General features: G+C 43.6%; 20 protein-coding genes. 10 read left to right on the top strand and 10 right to left on the bottom strand.

All coding sequences use genetic code 11. The features are described 5' to 3' along the window. Positions 1-186: 186 nt before the first annotated feature. The 4 genes from rlmH to OGM16_10440 all read right to left on the bottom strand — a co-directional run bounded on the left by rlmH (position 187) and on the right by OGM16_10440 (position 2,628). A complete protein-coding gene (gene rlmH / locus OGM16_10455; protein ID UYJ45253.1) occupies positions 187-666 on the bottom strand; it encodes a 23S rRNA (pseudouridine(1915)-N(3))-methyltransferase RlmH in 480 nt (159 codons plus the stop codon). Between the two features lie 24 nt (positions 667-690). Further along, on the bottom strand, positions 691-1,395 hold the full coding sequence (locus OGM16_10450; protein ID UYJ45252.1) for a response regulator transcription factor: 705 nt from the start codon (positions 1,393-1,395) through the stop codon (positions 691-693). Between the two features lie 68 nt (positions 1,396-1,463). Then, on the bottom strand, positions 1,464-2,114 hold the full coding sequence (locus OGM16_10445; protein UYJ45251.1) for a helix-hairpin-helix domain-containing protein: 651 nt from the start codon (positions 2,112-2,114) through the stop codon (positions 1,464-1,466). A 79-nt stretch (positions 2,115-2,193) separates the two neighbouring features. Beyond that, positions 2,194-2,628 carry a DMT family transporter gene (locus OGM16_10440; GenBank protein UYJ45250.1) on the bottom strand — a complete coding sequence of 145 codons (435 nt, stop codon included), beginning with the start codon at positions 2,626-2,628 and terminating at the stop codon, positions 2,194-2,196. A gap of 574 nt (positions 2,629-3,202) precedes the next feature. Between OGM16_10440 and OGM16_10435 the strand changes: the two genes are divergently transcribed. Beyond that, a complete protein-coding gene (locus tag OGM16_10435; GenBank protein UYJ45249.1) occupies positions 3,203-3,943 on the top strand; it encodes a YwaF family protein in 741 nt (246 codons plus the stop codon). 44 nt (positions 3,944-3,987) lie between these two features. Next, positions 3,988-4,416 (top strand): C-GCAxxG-C-C family protein, encoded by a 429-nt coding sequence (locus tag OGM16_10430; GenBank protein UYJ45248.1) that lies wholly within the window; start codon positions 3,988-3,990, stop codon positions 4,414-4,416. 69 nt (positions 4,417-4,485) lie between these two features. Here OGM16_10430 and OGM16_10425 read toward each other — a convergent pair whose 3' ends face one another. Then, the gene (locus OGM16_10425; GenBank protein UYJ48437.1) at positions 4,486-5,031 is read right to left on the bottom strand and encodes a DUF5662 family protein; all 546 of its coding nucleotides are present in this window, start codon (positions 5,029-5,031) and stop codon (positions 4,486-4,488) included. A 323-nt stretch (positions 5,032-5,354) separates the two neighbouring features. Here OGM16_10425 and OGM16_10420 point away from each other — a divergent pair, with 323 nt between their 5' ends. Then, a complete protein-coding gene (locus OGM16_10420; protein UYJ45247.1) occupies positions 5,355-5,552 on the top strand; it encodes a cold shock domain-containing protein in 198 nt (65 codons plus the stop codon). Positions 5,553-5,724: 172 nt separating this feature from the next. On the opposite strand, the gene hslO is transcribed toward OGM16_10420, so the two are convergent. The 3 genes from hslO to OGM16_10405 all read right to left on the bottom strand — a co-directional run bounded on the left by hslO (position 5,725) and on the right by OGM16_10405 (position 8,109). Then, on the bottom strand, positions 5,725-6,606 hold the full coding sequence (hslO, locus tag OGM16_10415) for an Hsp33 family molecular chaperone HslO (protein UYJ45246.1): 882 nt from the start codon (positions 6,604-6,606) through the stop codon (positions 5,725-5,727). Positions 6,607-6,662: 56 nt separating this feature from the next. Continuing rightward, positions 6,663-7,412, bottom strand: a complete 750-nt coding sequence (locus OGM16_10410) for a class I SAM-dependent methyltransferase (protein ID UYJ45245.1) — start codon at positions 7,410-7,412, stop codon at positions 6,663-6,665. Positions 7,413-7,599: 187 nt separating this feature from the next. After that, positions 7,600-8,109 carry an SEC-C metal-binding domain-containing protein gene (locus OGM16_10405; protein UYJ45244.1) on the bottom strand — a complete coding sequence of 170 codons (510 nt, stop codon included), beginning with the start codon at positions 8,107-8,109 and terminating at the stop codon, positions 7,600-7,602. A 553-nt stretch (positions 8,110-8,662) separates the two neighbouring features. Here OGM16_10405 and OGM16_10400 point away from each other — a divergent pair. Both OGM16_10400 and OGM16_10395 read left to right on the top strand, forming a co-directional pair. Then, positions 8,663-9,355, top strand: coding sequence for a hypothetical protein (locus OGM16_10400; GenBank protein ID UYJ45243.1), 693 nt, complete (start codon positions 8,663-8,665; stop codon positions 9,353-9,355). A 27-nt stretch (positions 9,356-9,382) separates the two neighbouring features. Then, complete coding sequence (locus OGM16_10395; GenBank protein UYJ45242.1) at positions 9,383-10,393, top strand: GGGtGRT protein; 1,011 nt, start codon at positions 9,383-9,385, stop codon at positions 10,391-10,393. Between the two features lie 72 nt (positions 10,394-10,465). Here OGM16_10395 and OGM16_10390 read toward each other — a convergent pair whose 3' ends face one another. Then, the gene (locus OGM16_10390; GenBank protein ID UYJ45241.1) at positions 10,466-11,263 is read right to left on the bottom strand and encodes a DUF108 domain-containing protein; all 798 of its coding nucleotides are present in this window, start codon (positions 11,261-11,263) and stop codon (positions 10,466-10,468) included. A gap of 122 nt (positions 11,264-11,385) precedes the next feature. Next, complete coding sequence (locus tag OGM16_10385) at positions 11,386-12,006, bottom strand: DUF4317 domain-containing protein (protein UYJ45240.1); 621 nt, start codon at positions 12,004-12,006, stop codon at positions 11,386-11,388. A 403-nt stretch (positions 12,007-12,409) separates the two neighbouring features. Here OGM16_10385 and OGM16_10380 point away from each other — a divergent pair, with 403 nt between their 5' ends. The 5 genes from OGM16_10380 to OGM16_10360 all read left to right on the top strand — a co-directional run bounded on the left by OGM16_10380 (position 12,410) and on the right by OGM16_10360 (position 17,683). Then, on the top strand, positions 12,410-13,243 hold the full coding sequence (locus OGM16_10380; GenBank protein ID UYJ45239.1) for a sugar phosphate isomerase/epimerase: 834 nt from the start codon (positions 12,410-12,412) through the stop codon (positions 13,241-13,243). Positions 13,244-13,385: 142 nt separating this feature from the next. Then, positions 13,386-14,255: a PfkB family carbohydrate kinase gene (locus OGM16_10375; protein UYJ45238.1), complete on the top strand. Its 870-nt coding sequence runs from the start codon at positions 13,386-13,388 to the stop codon at positions 14,253-14,255. A gap of 103 nt (positions 14,256-14,358) precedes the next feature. Then, complete coding sequence (locus OGM16_10370) at positions 14,359-15,069, top strand: GntR family transcriptional regulator (GenBank protein UYJ45237.1); 711 nt, start codon at positions 14,359-14,361, stop codon at positions 15,067-15,069. Positions 15,070-15,362: 293 nt separating this feature from the next. Continuing rightward, a complete protein-coding gene (locus OGM16_10365; GenBank protein ID UYJ45236.1) occupies positions 15,363-16,721 on the top strand; it encodes an extracellular solute-binding protein in 1,359 nt (452 codons plus the stop codon). 80 nt (positions 16,722-16,801) lie between these two features. Beyond that, positions 16,802-17,683, top strand: a complete 882-nt coding sequence (locus OGM16_10360) for a sugar ABC transporter permease (protein UYJ45235.1) — start codon at positions 16,802-16,804, stop codon at positions 17,681-17,683. The last annotated feature ends 4 nt before the right edge of the window (positions 17,684-17,687 follow it).

Here is a 17,687-nt window from a genome sequence, read left to right as displayed (position 1 = left end):
ATCCGTTCATTTTTCTTCAAAAAATGGCTCCTTACTCATGTTTTTGGCGGGTCCCAAATTCAAAAATCCTCCTGCAAGCAAGCTTGCGTCGGATTTCCGACCTTTTGACCCTGATATCAGTTAAAAACTGTATTATAAAAAAGCAGCTGCCAGAATTATCTTCCCTCTGGCAGCTGCGATCAGCCTTTACTTATGATACGGTTCTCCTGCTATGATCCTGAAGCCTCTGTAGATCTGCTCTAAAAGAATTACCCGCATCAGCTGGTGCGGAAAAGTCATTTTTGAAAAACTAAGGGCATGATCCGCCCGGTCCATAACCTCCTTTGAAAGTCCTAATGATCCGCCGATGACAAATACCAGATGTCCTTTTCCTTCCACACCCAGCTTCTGCATCTTTCCTGCAAGTTCTTCACTGGAAAGCATCTTTCCCTCAATGGCAAGTGCTATCACATAAGCGCCTTCCCTGATCTGGGCCAGTATCCTCTGTCCTTCTTTTTCTTTGATCTGCCGCTCCACATTTTCACTGGCACCATCCGGCGTCTTCTCATCTGCCACCTGGATGATCTCCAACTTACAATATCTGCTTAGCCGCTTGCTGTATTCTGCAATGGCATCCTCAAAAAAACGTTCTTTTATCTTTCCTACTGTAATTAATGTTATTTTCACGAAATTTCATCCCTGGTTTTTTTATTATTTTGCAGCAAAGTAATAGCCAATGCCCCATTTTGTATGTACAAATTTAGGGTCACTTGGTACCGGCTCCACTTTTTCCCTTAATCTTCTTACATGCACATCAACAGTTCTCACATCACCGCTGTCCATGGCTTTATTTCCCCATACATAATTAAGAAGCGCTTCGCGGCTGTATACCTTATTAGGATTACGTACCAGGAGCTCTAACAGGTCAAATTCTTTAGCTGTAAGATTGATCTCTTTTTCGCCGATAAATACCCGCCTTCCTTCTGTATCCATCTTCAGATCACCTGCACCAATGTACTTGTCAGCCGGTTCCTCCTTTTTATGGCGTTTTGCTTTCATACTGCGGCGGATAATGGCACGGATGCGTGCTTTTACCTCCAATATATTAAAAGGCTTGCTGATATAATCATCGGCACCATATTCCAGTCCCAGGATCTTATCCATATCGCCGCCCTTTGCAGTCAGCATGATCACCGGCATATCAGAAAATTCCCGGATTGCCTGGCATACCTCAAAGCCGTCATGCTTTGGAAGCATTACATCTAACAGCACAATATCATATTCCGTTTTTTTAGCCATCTCAATGGCCTCTTCCCCGTCATAAGCGCAGTCTACCTCATAACCATCCTGCTCCAGACTGAACCGTATGCCTTTTACGATCAGCTTTTCATCATCTACTACTAATACCCGTGCCATTTCAAAGCTCCCCTTATCTTCTATCATTTTCCTATAGCACACCAGTACATCAGATGACCTCAGGTATGCTATACGGTTATATTATCTTTTATCTTATTAAATGCATTTTCCTTGATACCGGATACTTTCATCACATCTTCAATGGCCTGAAAATCCCCGATCTCTTCCCGGTAACGCACGATCGCCTCTGCCCGCGACTGACCGATTCCCGAAAGAGTCATCAGTTCCTCTACGCTGGCCCTGTTCAGATCAACCTTACCACCTTTTTCCGGTGTTTCAGGTATCCCACCGGAAATCTTCCCGGTTTCCATCCACTGCCTTGCCTGTTCCTCATCCGGAACCATGATACGCATCCCATCTTCCAGCACAAGTGCCAGATTCAGTGCATCACTGACACCTTTTTCTGTAATGCCGCCAGCCATATCAATGGCTTCATACAATCTGCTTCCTTTTTTTAAAGAATAAACTCCCGGCTGCTTTACCTGACCGCATACATGAACATAAACAGGTTCCTCTTTTTCTGTTTCAGAAATATCCGGTCCCTGGTCCACCTGCTGCTTATGAGGATCCGTCCCGTCACAGCTTTCAGCCACTGTTTCCAGAAAGATCTCATCCTCACCGGCCTTTTTACAGCCTCCACAGACAAACACAGCTGCAGCAAAAGCCACAGCCAACAGTATTTTCATCTTTAAGGATACTATTTTTTCTAATCTTTTCAATGATATTCCTCCATGGAATACCATCTCAGCCTGCTATTATTATTCTATCGGAAAGCCCCAGTAAATACAAGCAGTAAATCTAACATTTTCGCTGGAAAATAAAAATCCCGGCCACTGCAACTGCTGCTCCAAACAGCTTATGCCAGGCAAAAGGCATTTTCTCTGTGCCAAAAAGCCCCAGCAATTCGATCAAATATGCAGTAATGATCTGGGCTACTACAATAAGAAGGGCTGTCTGGGCCGGTCCCAACGCCTGCATACTGCGTATTACTGTAAATGTGATCCCGGCTCCCATCAGACCGCCGGAAAGCAGATATACCGGTGATACAGAAAACAATCCCCGCACCGGTGGCCTTCCTGTAAAAAACCAGACCACCGCACATGCGATCAGGGCTGTTGCCTGAACCCAGCCTGCAGCCACCCACACACTGGTCTGTTTCGTCACACCTGTATTAAACACTCCCTGTATACTCATCAATGCCCCTGAAAGAAGTGCTGTTACGATCCCTGTCATTTCACGTCCTCCTGCTATTATTGATGTTCTCCCAGATGCATGAAAGATTCCGAGAGGACATCATATGCCTCTGCATTTATATCTCCTTCATAACTTGTACAGATATGTTTCTTTTTATACACAACTTATACACAGCATGGACAATACACCTGAAATGTTATATAATCCCTAGTATAATCCACAATACCCCTTTCACTTGTCTAAATTTCCATCTGCCGCGTCAGCTTCAATCGACGATGCTACCGGCATCGCCTCATTCAGCTTCCTTGCACATGAAAATTTATCCTGCGTGTAATGGATCGGTAATTATCGTGGATTATACTAGTACATCGTTTTCGAAATAACTATACCACTCACTTGTCTGCGAATCTGATTGCACAGGCCTAAAAGCCTCAGCGTAGCCCGCTACGCCTGCGTTTTTAGACCTGCACACTCAAATCCGCATCCTACGTGATTAGTACAGTTATTTACGAAACGATGTACTAGCGAACAGATCACCTGCAAAAACAGGAAAAAAGCCTGATGGCCGGTGGTGTGTGAACCTACAATCTCCCATTTAGAGGTGGTCTTTTACATGGTACAGTCATTTTTACAGGCAACTGCCTGGGCCATGAAACCGCCAGCGCCTTATGGCCCCTTTCACCTGATATTTACTTTCTTTGGTGTAAGCACAAGCATCCTTCTTGCCAGAAGGCTTGCCTCAAAAGAGAGCAGGCAAACCGACTTACTGCTGTTTTTATGCAGCCTGATACTGGCGCTGACAGAAACATACAAACAGCTTTTTATTTATTATATAGAAAATAACGGCCATTACGACTGGTGGTATTTTCCATTCCAGCTGTGCAGCATTCCCATGTATCTGGGGCTTGGGATCCCCTTTGTCCCCTCTAAGCTGAAAAACAGTTTTTACAGCTTTATCCAGGATTTCGGACTTCTTGGCGGGATCATGGCACTGGCTGAGCCAAGCGGACTGATGCACCCTTATATAACCCTTACTGTTCATGGTTTTTTATGGCATTTTATCCTGATCTTTATGGGACTTACATGTGCATTTTACAACCATGGCAAAAGTGGACGGCCACTCCTCCTGTTTCTTATCTGCACAGCCATTGCCACAGTCATAAATGTACTATCACATCCATACGGAAATGCGGACATGTTTTACATCAGTCCCTATTATCCAAATGGCCAGATCGTATTTCACCAGATTTCCCTGGTGACCGGCACCATTTTGGGAAACTGCCTTTATCTTACCAGCGTGCTTCTTGGCGGTTTCATTATCCATATGATCTGCCTGAAGCTGAAAATAAGATAAATGTGCTCCTAGAGTCACATAATAATTTTAAGGAGAATATAATTATGTCAGAGATCACAAAAGAATCCAGAGCTGAAAGAGCTATTGCCTGTCACAACAAGGCTTATAACTGCGCCCAGTCTGTAGCTTTCGCATTTTTAGATAAGGTAGATATTGACCCGGAAACACTTTTTAAAGTAACTGAGGGTCTTGGCCTTGGAATGGGCAGCATGGAAGGAACCTGTGGTGCTATTTCCGCAGCAGCTGTTTTAGCCGGCTTAAAGATCAGCACTGCAGACCTGGAAAAGCCTAACTCCAAGGGCACTTCTTACAAAGCAGCCAAAGCCTGCATCGCAGCTTTTAAGGAGAAAAACTCCACCATTGTATGCCGTGAATTAAAGGGTGTAGATACAGGAAAAGTCCTTCGTGCATGTCCTGACTGCATCTGTGATGCTGTTGCCATTATCGAAGAAAATCTGTTTCCGGAAGAATAATCAAAAAACATACTGTTCTCCCGGAAAGACTCCAGGAGGACATCCTGCAAAAAAGGGAAGCAGTTTTATTTAATAGCTTCCCTTTTTTAACAGCTTACGGATATAGGCATAAGCTGCATCTTCTCCTTCGTCTTTCAGGATCGTAAGGAGCTTTTCCAACAATGCCCTGGTCTCCGGATGAATGGTAATGTATTTCTTTGTAAATTCGTAATATTCCATAGGTGCTCCACTGGTATAATTCTTCCCCCTGTACACCTCACAAGCTGCGATCCTGTCACACAGCATTTCTGCTACATAACACACAGGCATCTTATTTCCTACCAGACCTTCTTCTTTATTCAATGAAACATCGATCCAATATTCAAAATGGTGCTTGTTGCGCCCCTTGTGATGAAGCCATGCTTTAGAAAAACCGATCACCTCACGCTCTGCCGCATTGGGGCTTCGATCCCCCTGGTAATAGCGGACTCCAGTCCAGAATTCCTCCGGACTGTACTTTGACAGGTCATGTGTCAGCCCCTGCCAGTATAATCCCAGCTTAAAGCAGTGTTTACACACCAGCAGCCGGTGTCTGGTAATAGTACAGAAATGTTTGATCATATTACCCAGCTTTATTTTCGGTATTTTCATTTCATTTTCGGACATTTCTAAATCCTCTCTATTTTATAAAGCTCCCAGTCAGGGGACATGTCACCTGATAGTACATCGTTTCATAAATAATGTACCAGTACATCACCATACCTGAAAACAGTTGTTGTGTGTCGCCGACACTCCCGAATTTTTTCCATGCCTCATTGTACCAGAACTTTTCCCCACTCTCAATACTTATTTTCTTAAGAACAAAAGGTTTGACACGACCATTAATTTGTGATATTCTAATCACAGTTGCGAAATTACTTGCAACTCAACATTTTTTTATATTTTTTGGAGGTATCGTAATGAAAGGTACAGTTAAGTGGTTCAACAACCAGAAGGGTTACGGATTCATTTCTGACGAGCAGGGTAACGATGTATTCGTACACTACTCAGGTCTGAACATGGAAGGCTTCAAGTCTTTAGACGAAGGCGCAGAAGTTGAGTTCGACGTAGTAAATGGTGCTAAGGGACCTCAGGCTACTAACGTAACCAAATTATAATCAATGAACAACAGTGTACCTTTTTCAAACATATATCAATTTGATAGATAGTTGAAGTAAGTTATACGTGAATTTCAAATGATTACAAAGGAGCCAGTCATATGACTGGCTCCTTTTGTGCTCTCTTTTATCTTCCTGGCCGCTCTGTCTTATTCTTATTCTTATTCTTATTCTATCCTCTTGCCTTTTCCAGAATATCCTTTAATTCATCTACATCAAAGGTATAATTCTTGTTGCAGAAATGGCAGTTCACCTCAATGGGTTTACCGTCATCGATCATTTCCTGGATATCTTTCTTTCCAACACTGATCAGTGCTCTCTCAATACGGCTCTTATTGCAGTTACATGTAAACTTAGCAGGAAGTTTTTCATTGATCTCCAGTCCTAAATCCCCTAAAATATACTGCAAAATAGTCTCTGGTGTATTTTCCACATCTAATAATGTAGTAATAGAGTGGATCTCTCCGATTTTCTTTTCCAGAGCAGAAATAACTGCCTCCGAAGCCCCCGGCATCAGCTGGATGATAAATCCGCCTGCCTGACGAACTGTATTATCCTTATTCATCAGAACCCCCAGTGCAACAGAAGAAGGGGTCTGCTCGGAAGTTGCATAATAATAGGTAAGATCCTCTGCGATCTCTCCTGATACCAGAATGGTCTGTCCCACATAAGGCTCCTTTAAGCCAATATCCTTGATCACGCTTAAAACACCTATACCTAAAGCACCGCCTACATCCAGTTTTCCCTTGTCGTTTGGCGGAAGCATTACTCCCGGATTAAAGGCATAGCCTTTTACCTCTCCTTTGGAATCAGCGGTAACGACCAGTCCTCCAATAGGACCATCCCCCTGTATCTTTAAAGTAAGCAGGTCATCTTCTCCCTTCATGTCATAGCCCATCATCACAGCTGCCGTCATTAATCTTCCAAGTGCCGCTGTTGCCACAGGACTTGTATTATGAGCCTGTCTTGCAGTCTCAGTCAGATCTCTGGTAGTTGCCGCAAAAGCACGGATCTGACCATCTGCTGCAGTTGCCCTGATCACATAATCTGCCATATAATTTCTCCTTTTTATACCTGCGCTATTGCGCTTTATTCCCTGTGCCCATTACATTACTTTCCGCGCTCACGGAAAACAAGATAAACCCTTTCACTGTCATCCTTCACCTGTTTCCTGGTAAAAGCATCATAAGCGGCCACAAACTCCATTCCAGCCTCTTTTGCCGCTTCCTTTACCTCCTCAAGGGAATAGCATCTCTGATAATGAGTCTCCTCAAACTTGCGGAACAATTCCCCTTCTTTAATAAATAAAGTCAGGTCATACTCATTGATCCTTTCATCTTCGTCATAGAAATTTTCCCAGATAAAGCTGCTTTCTTCCCGGTTTTCTGCAAAAGTCCCGTCTGCTAAAAGATGGGTATATTTATATTCCGTATTCATATCAAAAATGAAGATACCTGACGGGTCCAGATAATTATTTACCAGCTTAAACACCTGTACCAGATCTTCTTTTTCCAGGATATAGTTCATGGAATCGCAGATACTTACTGCCGCCTTTACTGTACCGTAAAGCTCAAACTCCCGCATATCCTGCAGAAGATACAAAATATCAAGCCCTGATCTTCCACGTTTATCCATGGCGATCTCCAGCATGTCCTCTGAATTGTCCACGCCGATCATGTCATATCCGGCCTTTGCCAGAAGCTCCGTAATGCTCCCCGTACCGCAGCCCAGATCAAGAACCAGCCCGTCCTTTACTCCATATTCATTTAACAGGCTTTTTAAATAATCTGCCCATTCTTCATAAGGAATATTATCCTGAAACAGATCATAGACCTGTGCAAAGCTTGTATATGCCTCCATTTTCTTTTCCTTTTCTTTCTTATACAATTCAGACCTGGCAGCTCCTGCTCCCATATTCACGAAAACAAGAAGCCTGATACATCCTTTCGTAGATACGTAAATAACTGTACCGATCTCATAGAATGCGAACCTGTAACATTAAAATACCTGCCCGGAAGATTCCGGACAGGCGCACATTACAGATTGCTTAAGCGTTCTTACCGCAGCACTTTTTGTACTTCTTTCCGCTTCCGCATGGACACGGATCATTTGGGAAGATCTTCTTTCCCTTGCGGACAGTACCGGAAGCCTTCTGGTTCTTGTACAGTTCCTTACGCTTTTCTGGAGTCAGGATCGCATCCCACTGTGGAAGCTCATACAGCCATGTAGCCTTTGCTTCTACCATGTTGTAGTACAGCTTTTCAGGATCGATCTCGATCTTAACTTCAGTATCTTCTTCCATAGTATCGATCGGGTTCTCATATCCCTTTAAGCTTTCATTGATACCATCTAAGAATCCGGTCATGATCAGGATCTCTGTATTGTATTTCTCAGCCAATTCCTTAACAGTACCTGTAATTACCTGCTCAGGCTGGGAAAGGATCTGCTCATAGATTCCTTTTTCAATCTGGAAATATCCGGACCACAGCTCTTCTCTTTTTTTATCATCCAGGCCGTCACCATATGCCAGATTTCTCCATGTTTCTAATAATGCCATAGTAAAACCATCCTTATTTGTATATTTAGCGGATACCTTAAAAGACACACCTCCGCTATCGTAATATGTAGTATATAACAAAACTGCGGATTTTTCAAATATTTTCGCTAAAGCCCTGCTATTTCTTCGTTTTTTGTAAGAAATATTACGAATCATTACGTTTCTATGACTTCCATTGCATTTTAAGCCGGAGCATGGTATATTTTAAACCAGTCAGAGATGACGCGGGCCCGGCAGTACCTGCTATAGAGCAGTACTCCGGGCCATCCCCCGTTTTAAAGGCAATTTCTTATACTCTTTTACTTTTCCTTATACATCCCATATTTTCAAACCACATTTTCCTGCTGTCCTGTATTTTTTTTAGTACATTTATATGAAAAACTTGTTTCTCAGGTGAGAAAATTCTGCTTGTAAAATGTCATATTATGTGAGAAAATGAACATAGGTATGCCGTGATAATTTTAACAAAGGCAACCTGTTTAACCAAACGGACATGTCTGTTTTTTGCAGACACAACCAATCATACAAGTATCTTTGAAAGGAGTTTTAACACATGATTTATTCACAGGAAGTAGAAGAAATGTGCAAAGTTGCACAGGGCGTTCATCATGGCGCTGCTCCAATCCCAGAAGAAGCAAAATGGGTAAAATCAAAGGAGATCAAAGACATTTCCGGTCTGACACACGGTGTAGGCTGGTGTGCTCCACAGCAGGGTGCCTGTAAGCTGACCCTGAACGTAAAAGAAGGTATTATCCAGGAAGCTCTGGTAGAGACCATCGGATGTTCAGGTATGACTCATTCTGCAGCTATGGCAGCTGAGATCCTTCCAGGCCTGACTGTTCTGGAAGCTTTAAATACTGACCTGGTATGTGATGCGATCAATACCGCTATGAGAGAGCTGTTCTTACAGATCGTTTACGGAAGAACCCAGAGTGCATTCTCTGAAGACGGACTTCCTGTAGGTGCTGGTCTGGAAGACCTTGGAAAGGGACTGCGTTCTCAGGTTGGTACTATGTACGGAACTCTTAAGAAAGGTCCACGTTACCTGGAGATGGCAGAGGGCTATGTAACCGGTATCGCATTAGATGCTGAAGATCAGATCATCGGATATCAGTTCGTAAACCTTGGCAAGATGACCGATTTCATCAAGAAGGGTGATGATCCTACTACTGCATGGGAAAAGGCTAAAGGACAGTACGGCCGCGTTGCTGACGCTGTTAAGATCGTTGACCCACGTAAAGAATGATGAGGACCAATTAGGAGGATTAAAAAGATGGCATTATTTGAATCATATGAGAGAAGAATTGATAAGATCAATTCTGTATTAAACAGCTATGGCATTGCTTCTATCGAAGAAGCTGAGAAGATCACAAAAGATGCAGGCCTGGACGTTTATGCTCAGGTTAAGAAGATCCAGCCTATTTGCTTCGAGAACGCTTGCTGGGCTTACACTGTAGGCGCTGCTATCGCTATCAAGAAGGGCTGCAAGAGAGCTGCTGACGCTGCTGCAGCAATCGGCGAAGGTCTTCAGGCATTCTGTATCCCAGGTTCTGTTGCTGACCAGCGTAAGGTTGGTTTAGGACATGGTAATCTGGGCAAGATGCTTCTGGAAGAAGATACTGACTGCTTCTGCTTCTTAGCAGGACATGAGTCTTTCGCAGCTGCTGAAGGCGCTATTGGTATCGCTGAAAAGGCTAACAAAGTCCGCCAGAAACCTCTGCGCGTTATCTTAAACGGTTTAGGAAAAGACGCTGCACAGATCATCTCCCGTATCAACGGATTTACATATGTTGAAACTGAGATGGATTACTACACAGGCGAAGTAAAAGAACTGTGGAGAAAGTCCTACTCTGAAGGCTTAAGAGCAAAAGTAAACTGCTACGGCGCTAACGACGTAACAGAAGGCGTTGCTATCATGTGGAAGGAAGGCGTTGACGTTTCCATCACCGGTAACTCCACCAACCCAACCAGATTCCAGCATCCAGTAGCTGGTACTTACAAGAAAGAATGCATCGAAAAAGGCAAGAAGTACTTCTCCGTAGCTTCCGGCGGCGGTACAGGACGTACTCTTCACCCAGACAACATGGCAGCTGGTCCTGCTTCCTACGGTATGACCGATACCATGGGACGTATGCACTCTGATGCACAGTTCGCTGGTTCCTCTTCCGTTCCTGCTCACGTAGAAATGATGGGTCTGATCGGTATGGGCAACAACCCTATGGTAGGCGCTACTGTCGCTGTTGCTGTTTCCATCGAGGAAGCTGCAAAGGCTGGCAAGTTCTAAGAAATGGCTTAAAATAAGGTTTTTAAAAGGGAAGCTGATGCAATTCAGCTTCCCTTTTTATATTCCTGTTATTTAGAATACAACCGGTGAAACCAGATTTTTAAGCACTGCCACAACGCTCCATCCCGCAATAGCACTGGTACTGGAATAAATATCCAGCTCTGCCTTTACTCCCGGTATCTGGGCTGTGATCTTGTGATCATCTCCCATCATTTCCGGGACACTAAAAATACTCATATCCACATTTTCAGGGCCGGAAGATGCCAAAGAAGCCGCAATGGCTACATTTACCTTTGTAGGCAAAATAGAAATAGCTTCCTTTGCGCTTCCATGAAATACCTGCTTTTCTTCTCTGTCCGTCATAAGACTTTCTTCAAACAACGGTGTTCCTGAAAGGGATTTCGGTCCTTTTTTTGTACGGAAAGAAGTCTGTGCCTGTCCCATAAGAGAAATAGTCCGCAGTACATCAAAACCGCCGATGGCACCGGAAGCAATGTGGATCTTTCTTCCATTTTCTTTTGCACATTCACTGATCTTTCTGTAAAATGTTTCATCTGCCAGTGCACCAATAGATAACAGGATCATATCTGCCCCGCCGGACAATATTTTCATACCATAATCCTGAACAGCTTTAACAGAAGCTGCCTCTGCCACATAATCCGGCTTGTCTTCCAGCAGTTCTTCTAAAGTGCTGCATGGACGGCAACCGCCTTTTTCTGCCAGTGCTTCGGTCTTTTCCTTTGTCCGTCCCAATATACCGGTCAGCTCATATTCCTCCAGAAGACCCTTGTTATAAGCCTCTACAATGATCCCCGCCAGAAATCCATTTCCTAAAACAGCCAGTTTTTTCTTTGTTGTAGCCTTTGTCATTTTCACCTTTTCCTTTTAATATGTACTCTCGGAGTCTTTCCTACACTTGTCTTTGCAGCCGATTTTCCGAGAGTATATTTAACGCAAACTTCATTTCTCATTATTTTATTTATTATTGCTTTTTATTTAAACAGCCATTCCATCCATTCCCGGTGCACCCGTTCCGGCAGCTTCTCATACACATTTACAAACTCCCAGCCTGTACTCCGGTCCTTAAAAGCCGGATACAAAAATCCAAACTCCGGTACCCCAGGCTCATATTCACCTGTCAGCGGGCTGATAACACACAGCAGATAAGTATAGACCTCTTCAGAGCCTTCCATCCACTCCTTGTCCGTTCCCTTTACCGGCACATCATACTGACCATAATACATAAAGCAGGAAAACGGATATCCCGGATGATATTTCTCTCCCAGAACCTCGTAAAACAGATCCATATACCCATCATTCTTCATTTCTGACTCTTTTACGCCATCAAGAAGCTGCCATACACTTCCCGGCTTTCCCATTTCTTTTGTAATTCTGTATTCCTTTAACTGCTCATTTGTCTTAGAAATCAGCACCGTTTTCGCCATATTTAAATTTCTGGTACGCTCACTGGCTGACAGCTTCAGAAAATTCGTATTAAACGTGCCGTCCACATAGCCTTCTTCATCAAAATAGGCCCCTGCGATCCGGCCTACGGAAGCTCTGGCCGGTGTCATACGCCTGGTCAACTCCAGCATGTCATCTCTGTTTATCATGCCCTTTACATCCTCCTGTTTTATATCCACCACACCAATTTTCAAAAAAACAGACCTGCTGCTTCATCCAATATCAGTCAAATATATTCAATCCATTCAATATAATATATGATTTCTCTGTATTTTACAAGATACACCTGCAATGATACACTCAGCTTATATTAGGAACACATTTAACTTGCTGCTTTCTCCAACCTGCAGACCATGTGGTCCATGTTCGCAGGAATATTATTTCTTCGGGAACCCTTTGGTCTGTCCTCCTTTATTGGTTCGGTTCTGATCATACACGGTATATGGCATGTTACAAAAAGAAACATACCTTAATTTTTTCCTATCTGTACGCCCCGGCTTTCCTGTGTTATACTCAATTTAAAAAATTTACAGTTAAAGGAGTGTACTCAAAATGAAACTAATACGACCTAACCAGGTATCCGGCATGAACATCCATTATAAATTCTATTCTCTGGAATATTTTCTGGAATCCCAGATGCGGGCCGGTTTTAAGACCATCGAATTATGGGCTGGTTCTCCTCATTTTTTCTTAAGCAACCTGGAATATGATGACTGTAAAAAAGTAAGCAAAATGGCAAGAGAACGTGGTCTTACCATCCAGGTCATCACCCCGGAAAACTGTACTGTCCCCTATCAGTTTGCAGCCGGAGACCCGGATCTGTATGCCAAAAGCTTTGAATATTTCAAAAAAGGCCTGGATGCCGGTGAAGAACTTGGCTGTACGGTTATGGCTGTACACTCCGGACGTGGATATTTAAACGAAGACCGGGAAGAAGGCTGGAAACGTGGCCGCGACATGTTGGCACGGCTGGCCGATTATGCCGGCACAAAGGGCATTACTCTTGCTATGGAATCCCTTCGCCCGGATGAGACCAATCTGGCAACCACTGTTGATGATGTAAAACGGATGCTTACGGAAATAAACCATCCTAATTTTAAAGCCATGATCGACACCTGTCCAATGGGTGTGGCAGGCGAGACTTTACAGCAGTGGTTTGATACCTTAGGAGCCGAGAACATTGTACACATGCACTTCATAGACGGAACTCCCTACGGACATCTGATCTGGGGCGACGGAAATCACGACCTGAAAAACTGGCTTGAAACTGTAAATAAAAACGGCTACACCGGACTTTTAAGTCAGGAGATCACTGCTTCCGACTATTATCAGAAGCCATTTGAGGCTGACTGCCGAAACTTCAAAATGTTTGAACCGTATATGTAATCATGCACAAAAGAAAAACCTCCGGGAATATACAAACTCATTGACAAGATGTTATATATTGTTATATATTGTATCTAACAGATTGTTGTTGTCCTGCGGACATCCGACAGGAAATATGAGCAAATAACCGGAGGTTTTTAATATGAGTGAAGCAAAAATCATTGCCATTGGTGATAATGTAGTGGATAAATACTTATCCAGAGGAAAAATGTATCCAGGGGGACAGTGTGTAAACACATGTGTCTATTCCATTATGAACGGCGGAAAACCAGCATATCTTGGCAAATTTGGTGATGATGGCGTTGCTGAATACAACTGCAAGATCTTAACCCAGCTAGGCGTAGACTTCAGCCATTCCAGACATTTCCACGGTGAAAACGGTGCAGCCCGCGTTACCTTAAAGGACGGGGATCGTGTATTCTTAGGCTCCAACCGCGGTGGTGTTGCTAAAGAACATCCATTTGACTTTACAAAAGAAGATCTGGACTATATCAAGTCCTTCCAGGTGATCTACTCCAATACAAACAGCTATATCTATAATGATCTGTCTTTATTAGAAGAGACAGGTGTACCTATTGCCTTTGATTTCTCTACTGTATGGGACGATGCCCTGTTTGAACAAGTGTGTCCTCATATCAAAGTAGCTCTTCTTTCCTGCGCACATTTAACTGCAGAGGAAAGAGAGCGTGAAATGAAAAAAGCGGCCTCCTACGGGGTAACCTTAGTAGTAGGTACCGTAGGAGAAGACGGCTCCTATGCACTTTATGACGGTGAGATCGTCTATGCACCTGCTTATAAAGCAGAAACCGTATTAGATACCATGGGCGCCGGAGATTCCTATTTCTCCACTCTGCTCACTACCCTGCTTCAGGAAAATGGAGCTCTTTTTGTCGGTGACCATGACCATATGATCGCCCAGCTAAAGCATGCCATGGACTGTGGAGCAAAATTTGCAGCGAAGGTCTGCAGCTTAGAGGGGGCTTTCGGCTACGGAACTGCTATTATCGATTAACATTCTCCCAGTTTCGGAATTTTTCACGCACCTGTTTTTATAGCCATGTCGTATTTAAGCAAAACAATATAAATGTAATGTATTAGGAGTGAAATAAATATTCATGATAAAAAATTCTATGGTGCCTCTTTACCAACAGCTGTCCGAAAAGATCAAACAGCAGATCACAGACGGTAAATTAAAAGCCGGGGACAAGCTGATGACAGAGGCAGAATTCAGCCAGCATTTTGAAGTAAGCCGCATTACTGTGCGCAAAGCCATTGAACTGCTGGCAGATGACGGTTTCGTAGTACGCAAACAGGGCATTGGGACCTTTGTGGCAGAAAAGAAACTGCACCGTGTTGTAGACAACCAGATCATAAGCTTTACGGAAATGAGCAAAATGGACGGGCATGTGCCATCTGCAGAACTGATCACTGTAGAATGGATAACCCCTGACGGCTCCATTGCCAGAAAGCTTCGTGTAGATGAAAACGAAAAAGTGCTGCGTATAGTCCGTCTGCGTAAAAATGACGATGTACCGGTGATGATCGAGGACAGTTACTATCCAAAGCGGATGGAATTTCTGTTAAAGGAAAATCTTTTAGGTTCTACCTATGAGTTTTTCCATAACCACGGACTGATTCCAACCCATTCTGTTAAAACAGTGGAGATCTGCTATGCCACACCGGAAGAAGCACAGCGTCTGGGGGTTCCGGAAAAACATGCCCTCCTGCTGCAAAAGGATGAGGTTTTCGATCAGGATAATGAAGTGCTGCATTACAGCAAGCTGCTTACCAACCCCCAGAGATACCGTCTTACGATTGTTACGTAAGTTCATAGTACAAAATGCTATACCTAATATTCTTCAGGTGAGACAATACAACTATAAAGAGGAACTTTAAAAACAACGGCGTTTTTTATGAAATAATTTTATTTTCTTAAGAAACGTCGTCATTTTTTCTCAAAAAAGTACCGGTTAGTTAAAACTTTATCAACAAAAGTTACAAAAACATTAAAAAAACAGTTGCAAGTCATATAACAATGTGGTATGCTTTGTACTAAGGTGTTATGTGTTGTATCAATACAACAGAGACACCGGAAACTGAGGACCGAAAGGAGATCATTATGAAAAAACAACTGAAAAAGACCGTAAGCCTTGGACTTGCAGCAGTAATGGCACTGGGCCTTACCGCATGCGGAGGCGGCAGTTCCTCTTCTGACAGCACCACAGCCGCAGCAGGCAGTGGAGAAAGCAAAACAGAAGCAGCTGCTGATTCCGGAAACAGCGGTGACGTAAAAGTCATCAAACTGTTCCATCGTTTCCCTGATGATCCATGCAACAGCTTCATTGAAAGCAAACTTGCTGAGTACGAATCCCTTCATCCAGATATCAAGTTTGAAGTGACCAGCGCACAGAACCAGCCATACAAAGAGAAGATCAAAGTCGTAGTTGGTTCCGATGAGTGCCCAGATATCTTCTTCAGCTTCTGCGGTGAGTTCTCTGAGAGATTTATCCGTGAAGGCCTGTTATTAGACTTAACTCCATATATGGAAGCAGATCCTGACTGGAAAGCTTCTCTGATGGAAACACAGATGAATGAATACACGACGGCAGATGGCATGGTTTATGGTATCCCATTCCGTCTGGATGCAAAAGAATTCTTCTACAACAAAGATATCTTCAACGAGTTAGGACTGGAAGTTCCTGAGACATGGGATCAGTTCATCGATGTTCTTGACAAGATCAAAGCATCCGGTATGGATCCTATCGCAGAGGGAAATCAGGACAAGTGGCCATCTGCTCACTACATCGGTGCATTAAATGAGCAGTTAGTAGATGATGAGACCAGAGCAAAGGATTACAATCCTAAGACCGGTGAATTTACCGATCCAGGATATGCAGAAGCTCTTGAAAAATACCAGCAGTTAGTATCCTACATGAACACAGGTGTAAATGGTATGACCCATGATATGGCCCGTTTAGGCTTTACTCAGGGACAGAACGCTATCCTCTTTGCAGAGTTAGTTGAGATCACCAATGTTAAGCAGGAAAACCCAGATCTGAACTGGGGAATGTTCAAGTTCCCAACCATTGAAGGTGCTAAGGGTAATCCAAATCTGGTATCCGGCGCTCCTGAAGGATTTGCGATCTCCTCTAAGACCAAGTACCCAGATGAGTGCGTAGAGTTCTTAAAATGGTTCCTTGGTGCTGAAGTTGGTGCACAGCAGGCTGAGCAGGTTGGCTGGTTCAACGCTTCCCTTGGTCTGGACAAGACTTTAACCGATGAGTCCTTAAAGAGTGCTTACGATGTAATCTCCAACGCTAAGAAGATGGACATCTGGTTTGATAACGCTCTGTACTCCACAGTTTGCGACGAGTATCTGACCCAGATCTCCGACATCACAAATGGTGACGTAACCCCAACTGACGCAATGGCTAAGATCCAGAAGGTAGCTGCTGAAGCCCAGAAACTGGTTGAATAGTTTTCGTTAAAGTTTTATAAGAAATCCACGATAGGGAGCAGCATCTGCTCCCTATCTTTAAAGAAAAGGATGGTGTCAGGATGAAAAAGAAAACAAAACTCACACCGTATTTATATGTGATCCCCGGCCTTTTAATGGTCCTTGGCTTTGTTTATATCCCTATTATCGTTAACCTTGTATACAGCTTTTTCCGTCTTTCTTCCTACTCTTCTTCCATGAAGTTTGTAGGACTTGACAATTTCCGCAGATTATTTACAAATGATACATTCCCTATCATGATCCGGAACAATGTGTATTACTGCGTGATCTCCCTGATCGTGCAGGTTGGATTTGGAACATTCCTGGCTTTCCTGTTAGAGAGCAGACTTGCCAGTGACCGCTTTAAATCGATTTGCAGAAACATCTATTTCCTTCCGGCACTGGTTTCCCTGACTGCCGTTGGTATGATGTTTAACTTTATCTACAACCCGCAGCTTGGTCTTTTAAACACATTTTTAAAGCACATCGGACTTGCAAGCATGCAGCAGACCTGGTTAGGTGATAAAAACCTGGCTATCTTCTGTATCATCGCAATGAGCCAGTGGCAGTTCACCGGTTACATTACCCTGTTAATGGTAGTTGCTTTCCAGAACGTGTCCAGAGACTACATTGAAGCTGCTGTTATTGACGGCGCAGGTCCCATCCGCCGCGCAGTAAGCATTATCCTTCCCCTTGCAAAGGAACAGCTGATTGTCTGCTCCATTATCACTGTGATCGGTGCATTCAAGCTGTTTACCGAGGTTTACTCCACCACTGTCGGTGGTCCTGGAAATGCTTCCCAGGTACTTGGCTTATTCCTGTATCAGAACGCATTCTTACATGATGATATGGGTATGGCTGCTGCAACTGGTGTTCTTATTTTTGTCATTACCGTAACCGCCTCTATCTTCCAGCTGAAGGTGAGCCGTTCCGGAGAGATATAAGGAG

Source organism: Lachnospiraceae bacterium (assembly GCA_025758065.1).
Lineage (GTDB): Bacteria > Bacillota > Clostridia > Lachnospirales > Lachnospiraceae > Enterocloster.
The sequence above is the reverse complement of the archived record's forward strand: the minus strand, read 5'-3'. Positions and strand labels throughout refer to the sequence as shown.

Excerpts from the sequence above, each read along its gene's own strand:
- OGM16_10400 (UYJ45243.1), top strand. The coding sequence starts at position 8,663 with ATGATTTATTCACAGGAAGTAGAAGAAATGTGCAAAGTTGCACAGGGC.
- OGM16_10410 (UYJ45245.1), bottom strand. The coding sequence starts at position 7,412 with ATGGAGGCATATACAAGCTTTGCACAGGTCTATGATCTGTTTCAGGAT.
- OGM16_10450 (UYJ45252.1), bottom strand. The coding sequence starts at position 1,395 with ATGGCACGGGTATTAGTAGTAGATGATGAAAAGCTGATCGTAAAAGGC.
- OGM16_10375 (UYJ45238.1), top strand. The coding sequence starts at position 13,386 with ATGAGTGAAGCAAAAATCATTGCCATTGGTGATAATGTAGTGGATAAA.
- OGM16_10380 (UYJ45239.1), top strand. The coding sequence starts at position 12,410 with ATGAAACTAATACGACCTAACCAGGTATCCGGCATGAACATCCATTAT.
- hslO (UYJ45246.1), bottom strand. The coding sequence starts at position 6,606 with ATGGCAGATTATGTGATCAGGGCAACTGCAGCAGATGGTCAGATCCGT.
- OGM16_10435 (UYJ45249.1), top strand. The coding sequence starts at position 3,203 with ATGGTACAGTCATTTTTACAGGCAACTGCCTGGGCCATGAAACCGCCA.
- OGM16_10360 (UYJ45235.1), top strand. The coding sequence starts at position 16,802 with ATGAAAAAGAAAACAAAACTCACACCGTATTTATATGTGATCCCCGGC.
- OGM16_10430 (UYJ45248.1), top strand. The coding sequence starts at position 3,988 with ATGTCAGAGATCACAAAAGAATCCAGAGCTGAAAGAGCTATTGCCTGT.
- OGM16_10370 (UYJ45237.1), top strand. The coding sequence starts at position 14,359 with ATGATAAAAAATTCTATGGTGCCTCTTTACCAACAGCTGTCCGAAAAG.
- OGM16_10385 (UYJ45240.1), bottom strand. The coding sequence starts at position 12,006 with ATGATAAACAGAGATGACATGCTGGAGTTGACCAGGCGTATGACACCG.
- OGM16_10405 (UYJ45244.1), bottom strand. The coding sequence starts at position 8,109 with ATGGCATTATTAGAAACATGGAGAAATCTGGCATATGGTGACGGCCTG.
- OGM16_10395 (UYJ45242.1), top strand. The coding sequence starts at position 9,383 with ATGGCATTATTTGAATCATATGAGAGAAGAATTGATAAGATCAATTCT.
- OGM16_10440 (UYJ45250.1), bottom strand. The coding sequence starts at position 2,628 with ATGACAGGGATCGTAACAGCACTTCTTTCAGGGGCATTGATGAGTATA.
- OGM16_10365 (UYJ45236.1), top strand. The coding sequence starts at position 15,363 with ATGAAAAAACAACTGAAAAAGACCGTAAGCCTTGGACTTGCAGCAGTA.
- OGM16_10420 (UYJ45247.1), top strand. The coding sequence starts at position 5,355 with ATGAAAGGTACAGTTAAGTGGTTCAACAACCAGAAGGGTTACGGATTC.
- OGM16_10390 (UYJ45241.1), bottom strand. The coding sequence starts at position 11,263 with ATGACAAAGGCTACAACAAAGAAAAAACTGGCTGTTTTAGGAAATGGA.